Annotated in this window: 11 protein-coding genes; 5 read left to right on the top strand and 6 right to left on the bottom strand. The window is 60.0% G+C overall.

What is annotated here, in order from left to right:
- The first annotated feature begins 50 nt into the window (after positions 1-50).
- Complete coding sequence (locus AC13QY_RS00370) at positions 51-935, top strand: LysR family transcriptional regulator (RefSeq protein WP_113329316.1); 885 nt, start codon at positions 51-53, stop codon at positions 933-935.
- Here AC13QY_RS00370 and AC13QY_RS00365 read toward each other — a convergent pair.
- The 6 genes from AC13QY_RS00365 to AC13QY_RS00340 form a co-directional block, all read right to left on the bottom strand.
- A complete protein-coding gene (locus AC13QY_RS00365; protein WP_488492664.1) occupies positions 919-2,649 on the bottom strand; it encodes a M14 family metallopeptidase in 1,731 nt (576 codons plus the stop codon). The genes AC13QY_RS00370 and AC13QY_RS00365 overlap by 17 nt on opposite strands.
- A gap of 5 nt (positions 2,650-2,654) precedes the next feature.
- Positions 2,655-3,503 (bottom strand): ABC transporter permease, encoded by an 849-nt coding sequence (locus tag AC13QY_RS00360; RefSeq protein ID WP_113329314.1) that lies wholly within the window; start codon positions 3,501-3,503, stop codon positions 2,655-2,657.
- A gap of 5 nt (positions 3,504-3,508) precedes the next feature.
- Positions 3,509-4,432, bottom strand: a complete 924-nt coding sequence (locus AC13QY_RS00355) for an ABC transporter permease (protein ID WP_152093000.1) — start codon at positions 4,430-4,432, stop codon at positions 3,509-3,511.
- A gap of 63 nt (positions 4,433-4,495) precedes the next feature.
- Positions 4,496-6,031: an ABC transporter substrate-binding protein gene (locus tag AC13QY_RS00350; RefSeq protein WP_152092999.1), complete on the bottom strand. Its 1,536-nt coding sequence runs from the start codon at positions 6,029-6,031 to the stop codon at positions 4,496-4,498.
- A 44-nt stretch (positions 6,032-6,075) separates the two neighbouring features.
- Positions 6,076-7,902 (bottom strand): ABC transporter ATP-binding protein, encoded by a 1,827-nt coding sequence (locus tag AC13QY_RS00345; RefSeq protein ID WP_152092998.1) that lies wholly within the window; start codon positions 7,900-7,902, stop codon positions 6,076-6,078.
- Positions 7,899-8,027, bottom strand: a complete 129-nt coding sequence (locus AC13QY_RS00340) for a hypothetical protein (protein ID WP_267904814.1) — start codon at positions 8,025-8,027, stop codon at positions 7,899-7,901. The genes AC13QY_RS00345 and AC13QY_RS00340 overlap by 4 nt, the downstream gene beginning before the upstream one ends.
- 317 nt (positions 8,028-8,344) lie before the next feature.
- On the opposite strand from AC13QY_RS00340, the gene AC13QY_RS00335 reads away from it, so the two are divergent.
- The 4 genes from AC13QY_RS00335 to AC13QY_RS00320 all read left to right on the top strand — a co-directional run bounded on the left by AC13QY_RS00335 (position 8,345) and on the right by AC13QY_RS00320 (position 12,701).
- Complete coding sequence (locus AC13QY_RS00335; RefSeq protein ID WP_113329310.1) at positions 8,345-9,037, top strand: GntR family transcriptional regulator; 693 nt, start codon at positions 8,345-8,347, stop codon at positions 9,035-9,037.
- 232 nt (positions 9,038-9,269) lie between these two features.
- Positions 9,270-10,493 (top strand): MFS transporter, encoded by a 1,224-nt coding sequence (locus AC13QY_RS00330; protein WP_152092997.1) that lies wholly within the window; start codon positions 9,270-9,272, stop codon positions 10,491-10,493.
- A gap of 262 nt (positions 10,494-10,755) precedes the next feature.
- Positions 10,756-11,433: a FadR/GntR family transcriptional regulator gene (locus AC13QY_RS00325; protein ID WP_113329308.1), complete on the top strand. Its 678-nt coding sequence runs from the start codon at positions 10,756-10,758 to the stop codon at positions 11,431-11,433.
- Entirely contained in the window at positions 11,430-12,701 is a 1,272-nt protein-coding gene (locus AC13QY_RS00320) for a CynX/NimT family MFS transporter (RefSeq protein ID WP_113329307.1), read from the top strand. The genes AC13QY_RS00325 and AC13QY_RS00320 overlap by 4 nt, the downstream gene beginning before the upstream one ends.
- Positions 12,702-12,773: the final 72 nt, after the last annotated feature.

The following is a 12,773-nucleotide window of genomic DNA, read 5'->3' as shown; positions in this document are numbered from 1 at the left end:
AAAAATGAATTATTATGAGAGCAGTTATCTCTATTGGAGATAAGAGGAAGATGGACCTATCCGATCTTAGGGTATTCGAAGCAGTATCGCGGCACGGCAGCATGAACCGGGCAGCACAGGAGCTGCATACCGTTCAATCGAATGTGACAGCGCGGATCCGGGCATTGGAAGAAGAGCTGGGCGTCAGCTTGTTCCAGCGGCATGCCAGGGGCGTGTCGACCACGCCGGCGGGGCAACGAATTCTGCCATTTGTCGGGCGCATCACCAAGCTTCTGGCCGATGCCCGTACTGCCGCTAGGGATGATGGTGAGCCGGGCGGGACGCTTTCCCTCGGCAGCCTGGAGACGACCACGGCGCTGCGATTGTCGCCGCTCCTCGGCCAATTCGCCAAGACCTATCCACAGGTGCGCCTCGTCGTCGCGACCGGTACGACCCGCCGACTGATCGACGATGTCGTTTCATGTCGGGTCGAGGGTGCCTTTGTCGCGGGTCCCGTCAGCCATCCCGATCTCGAGCAGGAGGTGGTCTTTAAGGAAGAGCTCGTCCTCGTGACATCGCCCGCCATTCGCGGAATGGAAGATTTGGCCGGCATTGTCGATCTCAAGACCATCGTCTTCCAGATCGGATGTTCTTATCGGCAGCGGCTGGAGTCGCTTCTTGCCGATATGGGGATCGTCACCTCGAAGCCGCTGGAGTTCGGCTCTCTCGATACGATCGTCAGCTGTGTGTCGGCCGGCGTCGGCATCACTCTCCTTCCGAAAGGCGTCGTCGCTGCCGCTGTCCGGGAGGGTAGGGTTGCAATTCACGAGCTCCCGCCGGAGCGGTCGCTGGTGGATACGCTCTTCGTGCGCCGGAAGGACGCCTATACGTCCAGTGCGATGACCGCGCTTCTCGACATGCTGCGATCAGCCCATCCGATTAACTCGAAGCCATGATCTCCTGCCAGGCGCGATAGGCCGAAAGCACGGTTTCCATCTGCGCGGTGTGGCCCGCGATGAATGCGTCGCCGTAAATGGTCTCGTCCGGATATTCAGTGATCAAGGTCATGGGCACCGTGTGGCGGTCGTCGATATTGGCAAGGCACGGGAAGCCGTTGATGATGCGGAAGCCGGTTTCGCCGGCATGGATTTCATAGAGTGCGATCTGGCGGTTGTTATAATCCAGCAGCGCCGGGATGGCGCCGAGGTGCCTGGTGACCTTGTCCAGAAGGTGCTCTGCCTGAGCCGCCCAGCCGGAATGATAACGGGTAATCAGGAAAAAGCCCTTCGGCAGCGTCCACATGGCGAAGTTGCGCGGGACATAACCGGAGAGCGGCCGCGTCCATTCATGCGCCGGATAGCCATGCAGGTTGACGTGCAGCCGCGCGCCGCTCAGCCTTTCCGCCTGGAAGCGGATTTTCTTTTCAAAGAGATAGGGGCCGGCAGTCTCTTCGGTCCGATATTCGAGATCGTCGCCAAGCGCGGTGTAGCGGGCAGCATGATACATGTGGCGCGGGCTGTCTTGGCGCAGACGCTGATGAAGGGCGTAGCCATCCGGATTTTCCAGCGGCGAGATGGTGAAATGCGCGCCTTCGACCCCTGCCAGCCGCCGCGCTGCCCGCAGCGCGCCCGCGCCGCCAGTCGTCTCGTTGGCGTGCTGCCCGCCGCTGATCATCACGGCCGCGTCGCTGCCCTTGATGTAGCGCGCTCGAACTGTGCGGCCAGAGCGAGTAACGGCCTCGAATGCTTCGCCTCCGATCTTGTCAAGCTCGGCCTCGATCTGCTGCACAGCAAGTGGTTCCGTTGCCATCTCGATCTGCTGTTCCGGGCCATCCCAATAGCGAGACGTCAGTGGTTGCGTTTCCACTTGGACGGAAATCTCGCCAGAGGACTGCAGGATCTGCGGAACGATCTGCCCCGGCTTCAAGCCACGGTCGCCGAGGGGGCGGCCGGATTTCTTCTGGAAGAATTCGAGCAGCGAGAAATAGAAGTCTTCATGCAGCGCCTCGCGAAGGCTCATGACTTCGTCGCCGACGGGCAAGGCCTCGTCCAGCGCCGGCAGGGCAACGCGAATGTTCAGTTCCTCGAAATAGGGTTCGCTTGTGCCCCAGTCGAAGTGTGTGACCGCGGCAATGCTCTCCTCAAAGAGTTGTTCATAATCGGTGGCGAGCCGGTTGCCCGTCGCATTGCCATCCCGCACTAGCCAGCCGGTCAGAGAAACGCTCGTTTCGCCGGCGGCATCGATATGGACGCGATTGGGCGTCAGCACCTTCAATTGCCGTTCTTGGCCGGCATTGCCTTTCAGCAGAACGTCGTAATGAAAGTCGCTGTCGGCTCGCGCGGTAAAGGTGATCTTGCGATTTCCCACCATTGCCGCGAGCGGATAGGCTTCTAGGCGGAAGCGATTGTCAGGTGCGTTGGGATGAACCGGGTAGCGGATCTCGATCGCATTCACATCATGCAGGTCGATTTCCTCGATGAAGGCATTGATCAGCGGCTTGTAGGCGCTGCGAATGCGAGCGTTTATACCTTTTTCCGCGAGCGTACGCTCAGCCTGCTGGCGGCTCTGACGATCATCGAAAGTCCATGCCTCGAAGTTCTGGCCAGGCTTCGCATCGGCAACAAGGCGCGATAGCGTGCGCTCAAAACGTCTCTCGAAAATCACGGTCATGATATCTACCTTGTCGTTCTGCCTGTTGGGTCGAGGCTGTCGCGCAGCCAATCGCCGAGGAGATTGAGACCGAGCACGGTCAAAAGGATTGCGACGCCCGGGAAAAGGCTCACCCACCACGCCGTCTGCAGATAGGTGCGGCCATCGGCCAGCATGCCGCCCCAGCTCGGAATTGTCGGGTCGACGCCCAGTCCGAGGAAGGTCAGGCTGCTTTCCAGGAGAATGTTGGTGGCGATGTTCAGCGTCATCAATACGATCACCGGTCCGATGAGGTTCGGCAGCAGGTGCTGGAAGATGATGCGCCAGTCTTTGACGCCGATCGCGCGTGCCGAGAGGATGAATTCCCGCTCGCGTAGGCTGAGCACGGAACCGCGCACGAGGCGCGCATATTGCACCCATTGCGATACGATCAGCAGGATGATCGTGTTGGTGAGACTGCCGCCGACAATGGCGATGAAGGTGATCGCCAGCAGGATGAAGGGCATGGCAAGCTGGACGTCGGCAAAGCGCATCAGCAGCATATCCCAGATGCCACGATAGTAGCCTGCGGCAAGCCCCACAAGCACGCCAAGCACAACGCCGCCAAGGACCGAAGTCAGGCCGACGGTCAGCGATATCTTGCCGCCTGCGACAACGCGGGCTAGCACATCGCGGCCGAGGGGATCAGTGCCAAAAGGATGGGCGAGGCTGGCGAAGGGCCTTGCAAGCCTTGCCATCAGATCGATCTTTTCCGCGCCGCCTGGAAAAAGCACGTCAGAGAGCAGCACGGCAAGGCAAATGACAGCCGTGAGCAATACACCGAATATGAATTCGAAGCTGTAGAAGCGCGAACGGTGAGAAACTGTGGCGGCCATCAGCGTTACTCCGTGCGGATACGGGGATCGACGAGGCCATAGGCGATGTCGACGAGGAGATTGACGCCGATGATGAAGAGCGCCAGCACGGTGATTACGCCCTGCAAGACCGGGTAGTCGCGGGCGCCGACGGCGTCGAATGCCAGCGTGCCGAGGCCGGGCCAGTTGAAGACGCGCTCGATGACGACGATGCCGCCGAGCAGCCCGCCGAACTGAATGCCGAAATAGGTGATGAGCGGTATCGCGCAATTGCGCAGCGCATGCTTGTAGAGCACCTTGCTTTCGCTAAGGCCCTTGGCGCGCGCGACCATGATATATTGCGATTGCAGCGTCTCCAGCATGGCGGTCCGCACCAGGCGCACATTGGTCGCCGTCAGGATGACGCCCATCGTCACGGCCGGCATGACGTAGCTCGAAATGCCGACCATGCCACTCGGCGGCAGCCAGCCGAGCGTGATGGAAAACAATAGCACCATCATCAGCGCCAGCCAGAAGTTCGGGAAGGAGAGGCCGAGGAGCGAGAGAACGCGGATCACCTGGTCCGCCGTCTTGCCGCGTGCCGTCGCCGCCTTGATGCCGAGTGGGATGGAGAGCGCGATCGATACCACCATCGAGATGAAGGCGAGCAGCAGCGTGGCGGGCAGAGCATTGGCGATCAGTTGCGAGACCGGTGTACCGCCGGTGAAGCTGCGGCCGAAATTGAGCGTCAGCAGCCCCTTCAGGAAGGTGAAATACTGCACGAGGAAAGGTTGATCCGTGCCAAGGGCTGTGCGGATACGGGCCAGGTCGTCTTCGGTCATGCTGCCGCCGCCCTGAAACATCATCACGGCCGGGTCGCCGGTGAGGCGGATGGCGAATGAGACGAGAAGGGTGATGGCGATTACGACGAAAATCGCCTGCAGCAATCGCTTGATGAGAAAACCGGCCACGTTCTTACCCCGAGAGCTTTCGGATGACGCCGCCGGCCGTGCCGGCGGCGTCATGCTTGATGATTAGTCGACGGTGACTTCGTTCAGCTTGATGCGGGTATCCGGAGCGGGCACGAAGCCCTTGACGCGCTTGCTGACGCCGTAGATCGCATTGCTGTTGTAGAGCGGCAGTTCGAGCGCCTTATCAGCGACGTATTTGCCGATGTCCTTCAGCACCTTTTCGCGCTCGGCGCGATCGGTGAGCGGGCGCTGCGATTCCAAGAGCTTGTCCAGAGCGGCATCTTTTTCGTAAGGGTTCCACTTTTCGCCGGAGTGATACATGGAATAGGCAGTGTTGTCGTAGTCGAAGGTCCAGCCACCCCACTTCTGCTGGAACATCGCGCCGGTCTTGCCCTGCGGGATGATGTCGTTCAGCAGAACGTTGGTTTCATACGGCTTGATGGTGGCGGTGAGGCCGACCATCTGCAGATAGCTTGCCACGACCTGCGCCACCTCGTTCATGGTCGCGTCGTTGCCGCGAATGTCGATCTGCAATGCCGCGCCCGGCTTCACACCGGCTTCGGCGAGCAGCTTCTTGGCGCCTGCCGGATCATAGGGAAGCGGCTTCAGATCGGCATCGTAGCCGAAGGAAAGCGAATTCTGGAAGCTGACGATCTCGGTGCCTTGGCCTGCAAGGATCGACTTGACAATCGTGTCGCGGTCGACTGCCATGATGATCGCCTTGCGCACGCGCGGATCGGCCGTGATGCCGTCGCGGGTGTTGAAGCGCAGTGCATCGACCGTCGGGCCGGGAACGCTGGCGATTTCCAGCTTGGAGTCACCCTGAATGACCGGCAGCATGCCGATCGGGATGGTCGGCGGGATGACGATATCGACGCGGCCGGCCTGAAGCTCGGCAACGGCGGTCGCCGGCTCGCTGATGAAGCGATATTCCAGTTCGGAGAGCTTCGGTGCGCCGCCCCAATAATCCGGGTTGGCTTCGAGCTTGATGTTCACCTTCGGCGTATAGGAAACGAATTTGAAGGCGCCGGTGCCGACCGGATTGAGGTTGAAGTAATCCTCCCCCTTTTCCTTGATATATTTCGGCGGCACGATCATCGCGCCATAGCCGGCAAGCTTCGTCAAAAGCACCGGATCGGGCGTTTTCAGCTTCATATCGACCGTGTAGTCGTCGATGATATCAACGCTTTCGATAGCCGTGTAGTTCGAGCGCTGCGGTCCCTTGGCGCCCTGTTCGCCGAGCAGGCGGTCGAAGGTGAACTTCACCGCTTCGGCATTGAAGGGCTCGCCGTCATGGAATTTCACGTTATGGCGGAGCTTGAAGCGGATACGCTTGCCCTGATCCAGCTCTTCCCAGGATTCGGCAAGACCCGGTACCAGCTTGAGATCGGGGCCACGATAGGTAAGGCCGTCGAAAATGTTGGTCGAAACGGCAGCCCATGCCACGAGGAACGTGTCGATCGGGTCCCAGCTGCCGGGATCCTGCGACGACGAAACCGTCAGCTTGCCGGCCGCGAAGGCCGGAGCGGCGCTGATCGCGACGCCTGACATGACAAGTGCCGTCAGAGCGGTCTTCAATCCCCATTTTATTGTTTTCATTGAACCTGTTTCCTCTTCAGATCGATGCAGTGGTTGGTGGTCGTTCAGGCGCACTTGGCGATGAAGTGGCCTGAGGTGATTTCCTCGTGAACCAGGATCGGCGGCTCGTCGCCGACGCGGCGGACGGGATTGGGGATCTCGCCCTCCAGCAAGGTGGTTCTGCGCTCCTGCGTTGGATCGGCGATCGGCACGGCCGAGAGAAGGCGTTGCGTATAGGCATGCATCGGTGTTTCGAAGACCTGGCGGCGGCTGCCGATCTCCATGATCTGGCCGAGATAGAGGACGGCAACGCGATGGCTGATCTTTTCCACGACGGCCATGTCGTGGCTGATGAACAGATAGGCGAGCCCGCGTTCCGCCTGGAGATCCATCAAGAGATTGATGATCTGCGCCTGGATCGACACGTCGAGCGCGGAAAGCGCCTCGTCGGCGATGATGAGCTTGGGATCGGAGGCCAGGGCACGGGCAATACAGACGCGCTGGCGCTGCCCGCCGGAAAACTCGTGCGGATAGCGATCGGCATGAGCCGGCGTCAGTCCGACGCGCTCAAGAAGTTCGTCCACTCGGCGGCGAACCTCCTTCGATCCGGATATGATGCCATGGGTGTTGATCGGCTCCGCAATCGAGAAACCCACCGTCTTGCGCGGGTCGAGCGAGGCGAACGGATCCTGGAAAATATATTGCACGTCGCGCCGCAGGCGGAATCGCTCCAGCGCCGACATGGCGGCAAAACTCTTGCCGTTGAAGGTGATTTCGCCCGAACGCGCTTTCTGCAATTGCTGGATGGTGCGGCCGATCGTCGACTTGCCGGAGCCGGACTCGCCGACGAGGGCCAGGGTTTCACCGGGATGAATATCGAAAGCGACCTTCTGGACGGCACTGCAGCGATGCGTGACCTGGCCGAATATATTCTTCTTGATATCGAAGCGCACGAAGAGGTCGCGCACGGACAGGAGCGGCTGCTGGTCGTAGCGGGCAGTATTCTGGACCCGTTCCTCACCGACAATCTTCGGCTCGCCGCCGTCGAGGACAGTCAGCGGCATGCGCTTTGGAAAATCCTGACCGGTCATGCTGCCAAGCTTCGGCACTGCGGCGAGAAGCGCCTTCGTATAAGGGTGCCTGGGATTGGCGAATATCTCGCGAACCGGGCCTTCCTCGACCTTCTTGCCCTTCCACATGACTACGACATCGTCGGCCATTTCGGCCACCACGCCCATGTCATGGGTGATGAAGATCATGCCCATGCCGAGATCCTTCTGCAGGTCCCGCATGATGTTGAGGATCTGCGCCTGGATCGTCACGTCAAGGGCAGTCGTCGGCTCGTCGGCGATCAGCAGCTTCGGGCGGCAGGCAAGCGCCATGGCGATCATCACGCGCTGGCGCATGCCGCCGGAAAGCTGATGCGGATAGCGGTTCAACAGTGCCTGCGCATCCGGCAGACGCACCATCTCCAGCAGGCGCTGCGCTTCCGCCATTGCGGCGGACTTGCCGATCTTCTCGTGAAGGAGAAGGACCTCGCAGATCTGGTCGCCGACGGTGAAGACAGGGTTGAGCGAGGTCATGGGCTCCTGGAAGATCATGGCGATCTCCTTGCCGCGAACTGCGCGCATCTCCTTCTGCGAAAGCTTCAGCAGATCCTTGCCGTTGAAGAGGATGCTGCCAGTCTCGAAGCGCGCGCCCATCATATCGGCAAGCCGCATGACCGAAAGCGAGGTCACTGATTTGCCGGAGCCGGATTCGCCGACGACGGCGAGCGTTCGCCCCGGCTCGACCGAAAAGGAAAGTCCTTCGACGACGCGGTTTTCGCCGAACCGCACAGTCAGATCCGCTACAGACAGAAGCGGTTTGTTGTCGCCTGTAGCAGCCGTCATGCGCTTACCTCGATATTGGGCAGGTCGTTCATGACATCGGAGACGATTGCCGTGTCACACTTTGCGTCGATGATGCAGGTGCGCTCACCGGGATCGCCGCCACAGCCGGATAGTAGCATGCTCATGCGGACACCCGTTGCGGCCTGGCAAAGGCTGGCGATGTTTTTCTACAAAACAGGCGTCTTATGAACATCTGTATCCGCGTTCCCATTATATTTGTTAGGCATGAGATAGCATCAAACAACAATCTGGTCTATATTGTTCAACAATTTTCGTGTTGCCAATCAAAAATGGGGACAAATCTGCATAAAATCGTCCAGCGGACTTGCCGTTGGGGTGGTGCGACTGCTGCAGACAAGCATGAGAACGCTGTACGCTTCTCAGCAAACGCCTGATATGGCCGGACATCGAAGACGATTGAGTGCAGGCGCCGGGAGAGCAAATGAAGCAGACAAATCTTGCGAGCATCGAGCCGACATCGGTCGCTGAGGCGGGGCAGACGCTGGCGGAACTGACAGCTGCCCGCATTCGTGAGCGCGTGATCAGCGGTATGCTATCGCCGGGTAGCCACCTGTCCGAAGCAGCTCTTTGCGAGGAGCTACAGGTCTCGCGCAACACGCTGCGCGAAGTCTTCCGGCTGCTGACGAAAGAGGGCGTGCTGCGTCATGAAGCCAATCGCGGCGTCTTCGTGTCCACTCCGAGCATCTCCACGATCATGGATATCTTCCATATTCGCCGCCTGATTGAGTGTTCGGCGCTTGCCAATGCGCATCACCGCCATCCAAGCGTCGACAAGATGCGTGCTGCCATCGAGGCTGCCGTGCAGCATCGTGATCGTGGCGAATGGCTGGAGGTCGGCAGCGCTGATATCGCCTTTCATGCCGCGATCGTCGAGCTTGCTGATAGTCCTCGGCTTTCAGCCTTCTATGCGCAGATCTCGCTTGAACTGCGCCTTGTCTTCGGGCTGATCCGCGATCCCGAATATCTGCATGCTCCCTATGTCGGCCAAAACGCGACTATTCTTGCGCATCTGGAGGAGGGGGCGCCGGCGAGTGCTGCCGACGCGCTGGAGAAATATCTGTTCCAGGCCGAACGCTTCATTCTGGCAGCCTATTCGAGAGCAATGCCGGGCTGAGTCCGGTTACTATAATTGATATGATGAATGGTGTGGACAATCTCTGCGAGATGGGTCCAAGCTCCATGTAACCATTTGCCTCCCGATCCGCTTTGATCGAAGGATATGCAACACCCCGGACGTAGGCGTGAGGTTCATCGGACAGCAGAATTCGCTTTTGCTGCAATCGATCAGGGCGTCCCGCCGATCAACCGGCAAACTCGTTTCGACAACCGTTAAGACGGATGGGGCTATGGACGCGCAATCCCCGACGACCTCCAGCAGGGCCACGGCGATCCAGCAGGTATGGGTTTCGCCGCTGTATCGCGGCGCGACGCTTGCGCTGTTTCTCTCCGGGCTTGCAACATCCGCCTCGCTGCCGCAGATCGTTCTTTTCCTCGTCAAGGAACTTGGGACGTCTTTGCCAGTGGCGGGGCTCTATTATCTGACCGGTCTCACCGCACCGATTGCCGGCTATCTTGTTGGCAGCTATTCCGACAGAACTGGAAGGCGTCTTGGTCTTTTTCGGCTTTGTGCCGTTGCCGGCGCTGTTGGTTGGGCGGGGATCGCCCTTTCGATGCAACCATGGATGCCGTTCGTGATCGGCACCGTCATTCTGGGTTTTTCCGGATCTGCCACCTCGCAGCTCTTCACCGCCATCCATGACGATCTCAAAGTCAAGGGTGCCGGTGCGAATGACAGCGTCGTGGCCATCATCCGCATGGCTTTGACCGCGGGCTGGGTCATCGGGCCGTTTCTTGGCGCCTGGTTTGCTGTCGAAATCGGGCTTCGCGCCATGTTGTGGGGAACGGCGATCTGTTTCTTCGCGCAGATCCTGCCGCTCGGAACACTACATGCGCTTGTTGGTCCGGGGCAGCGAGCCGACAAGAAGACCGATGCCATTGGTCACGTCGACTGGTCCGAGATGCTGCCGCTGCTGGCCTTTACAGGTCTCTACGTCCTCGTCTATGCCGGCGAGCCGATCAAATACGGATTCCTGCTGCTCTATATGCAGGACCAGCTCAAGCTTGATCCCTCCATTCAAGGCTCGGTGATAGGAACGCAGCCATTCATCGAACTCATCCTTATGCCCTTCAGTGTCGTGCTGGCGCGACGGATCGGCATCTTATGGATGATGTGTGTCGCCGCGATTTGCGGCGTCATGGCCAACCTCTGTTTTGCTGCCTGGCCAACGGCCATGGGCATGTTTGCCGGCCAGATTCTGATGGGCGGAGTCTGGGGCCTCTACATGGTCCTCGGACTGATCGTTGCTCAAAGATTGCTCCCGAATGCAGTCGCGACGGCTTCGGCGATCTTCATGAGCTCCTCGGCGCTCGCCAGCGCCCTTGGCGGCGGTGTGGGAGGTGTCGGCGTTGCCTATCTCGGGCTTCCGAACGTTTTCTACCTCCCGGCGGCATTCTCTCTGGTAGCGGCGATCGGCCTGGCGGCCATGGCTCGTTCGGGCGCCATCAAATAGGGATTTCATGCCATAGGACAGGCATTATTTCATTCCGAGAAGCTCCAGCCAGCGTCAAATCTGCTGCAAGCCCTTCGCCATGATTTCGGGTGCTCTGCCAGATCCCGGATCCGCCTATGACTTGCATCCCCGCCTTCGGTTTCGCCATCGCCGCCACATCGCCGTAGCCAACCGATTGTTCGCCTTGCTGAAAATACGATTGACTGAAGACGATCGATTGACTAAGTGATAAAGTCATCCGATGACTTAATGAAATCCAACCATGCGCGCTCTGACCAAAACGACGCTTGCGGATACGGCCGTGGAGGCAATTCGCAGCGAGATTACCAGCCGCCGCTGGCTCGTTGGCGAAAAGCTGCCCAACGAGGCCTCCCTCTCGTCCATGCTGTCCGTCAGCCGCGGCACGGTTCGTGAGGCGGTGAGGGTCCTGGTATCTCAGGGCTATCTCGAGACACGGCAGGGGTCCGGGACCTATGTCCGGTCGAACACAGATGTTGGTCGGCCACTGGACATGGCCCGCCGCGCCGGATTGAGAGACCAGTTCGAGGCCCGGCTTGCGCTGGAGGTCGAGGCAGCAAGGCTTGCAGCCTTACGTCATTCCCCTGAAGCCGTTTCGCAATTGCGCGCCTTGCTGGTTGCTCGCGGCAACTATGCCGGCGGCGACAAGGCGGCGTTCGTCGAGCGTGATCTTGCCTTTCACAAGGCTGTCGTCGCGGCCTCGCAGAACAGGGCGATGATCGAAATCTATGAGTTCTTCTCCCTCTCGATTGCCGAGACCATCGAGGCGACGCTCGGCGAGGATATCCCCGAGCCGGATATGCAGGCGCATATCGCTATCGTCGACGCCATCGAAACCGGCAGCCCCGAAGCGGCCGATAGAGCTGTGCGCCGCTTCATGGCCCCTATCGTCGCTACACTTGATCGGTTGCTTATGTCATGACCATGTCCTCGCAAAATCTCGCCTCCGTCGAATTGATCGATGCCGAGGCTGATGAAGTTCCCGCACCGCTGCCGCATGGAGGCAAGTCGCCGATCGGCAGGTTTTTGCTGGGTGCGAGCCTTGTGCTCATCGCTTTCAATCTGCGGCCGGTTTTTTCCAGCGCATCGGCGCTCTTGCCGGAGATACGGACCGGTCTTGGCCTCTCCGCCTTCGGCACCAGTATTCTTACGACCTTGCCCGTCATTTGCATGGGGCTGTTTTCACCGCTTGCGCCAAGGCTGGCACAGCGCGTGGGGACCGAGCGCGTCCTGCTCGGTGTCATTCTCCTGCTCGCGCTGGGCACGGCGCTGCGAGGCTTTTCTTCGATTTCGCTGCTGTTCTTGGGCACCGCATTGGCCGGCGCCTGCATTGCTATCGGCAATGTCCTGTTGCCGGGCGTGGTTAAGCGCGATTTTCCCGATAAGGCGGCGCTTATGACCGGTTGCTATACGATGGCGCTATGCGCGGGAGCTGCGAGTGCGGCCGGCTTTACGCTTCCTGTCGAGCATGCTCTCGGCGGTTCGCTCGGCGGCGCGCTGGCCGTCTGGGCCTTGCCTGCCTTTGCCGTCGGACTTCTCTGGCTGCCGCAGGTAATCGGGGCGCGCAGCCAGGCGCGGCGCGCCGGCTTTCGTGTTACCGGTTTGTGGAGCGACCGCATCGCCTGGCAGGTAACGCTTTTCATGGGACTGCAATCGGCGCTCGCCTATTGCGTCTTTGGTTGGCTGGTGCCCATTCTGCGTGAACGTGGTCTCGACGGCGTGACGGCTGGCGTCATCGTATCTGCCTCGGTCATGGTGCAGGCGGCCGCCTGCTTGGTGGCGCCTCATATCGCCGTCAAGGGTAGAGATCAGCGCGCGATCAATGTCATCCTCTGCACAATTGCCGTCGTCGCCTTGCTGGGGCTGCTCTTTGCTCCGCTCTGGACGGTCTGGTTCTGGGCCGTGCTTCAGGGCATCGGGCAGGGCGGATTGATCGCGGTGGCGCTGACTGTCATCGTATTGCGATCGCCCGATGCGCATGTTGCCGCGCATCTCTCCGGCATGGCGCAATTCGTGGGTTACCTGCTTGCTGCGATCGGTCCGCTGGTGGTCGGCATGATCCATGGTTGGACTGGAAGCTTCGCATGGAGCTCCGTCCTATTCCTGCTGCTTGGCCTCGGTGCCGCGATCAACGGTTGGTTCGCCGGCCGCGCCATCACGGTCAATGCCAGGACGATCGAAACGTCTTAACGGCTGCGAGCGGATCGCATCCAGGCTGGCGAGCGAAATCATGAGGTGCCAGCCCACTGCCAAGGGGCGGTC

The sequence above is a fragment of the Martinezella sp. CNPSo 3795 genome (genome assembly GCF_057784475.1).
Note: the sequence above shows the minus strand (reverse complement) of the source record. Positions and strands in the feature narration are given on the sequence as shown.

Bases quoted from the DNA above. Each gene is read 5' to 3' on its own strand.
- AC13QY_RS00370 (WP_113329316.1), top strand. From the start codon at position 51: ATGGACCTATCCGATCTTAGGGTATTCGAAGCAGTATCGCGGCACGGC.
- AC13QY_RS00365 (WP_488492664.1), bottom strand. From the start codon at position 2,649: ATGACCGTGATTTTCGAGAGACGTTTTGAGCGCACGCTATCGCGCCTT.
- AC13QY_RS00360 (WP_113329314.1), bottom strand. From the start codon at position 3,503: ATGGCCGCCACAGTTTCTCACCGTTCGCGCTTCTACAGCTTCGAATTC.
- AC13QY_RS00350 (WP_152092999.1), bottom strand. From the start codon at position 6,031: ATGAAAACAATAAAATGGGGATTGAAGACCGCTCTGACGGCACTTGTC.
- AC13QY_RS00345 (WP_152092998.1), bottom strand. From the start codon at position 7,902: ATGACGGCTGCTACAGGCGACAACAAACCGCTTCTGTCTGTAGCGGAT.
- AC13QY_RS00340 (WP_267904814.1), bottom strand. From the start codon at position 8,027: ATGAGCATGCTACTATCCGGCTGTGGCGGCGATCCCGGTGAGCGCACC.
- AC13QY_RS00335 (WP_113329310.1), top strand. From the start codon at position 8,345: ATGAAGCAGACAAATCTTGCGAGCATCGAGCCGACATCGGTCGCTGAG.
- AC13QY_RS00330 (WP_152092997.1), top strand. From the start codon at position 9,270: ATGGACGCGCAATCCCCGACGACCTCCAGCAGGGCCACGGCGATCCAG.
- AC13QY_RS00325 (WP_113329308.1), top strand. From the start codon at position 10,756: ATGCGCGCTCTGACCAAAACGACGCTTGCGGATACGGCCGTGGAGGCA.
- AC13QY_RS00320 (WP_113329307.1), top strand. From the start codon at position 11,430: ATGACCATGTCCTCGCAAAATCTCGCCTCCGTCGAATTGATCGATGCC.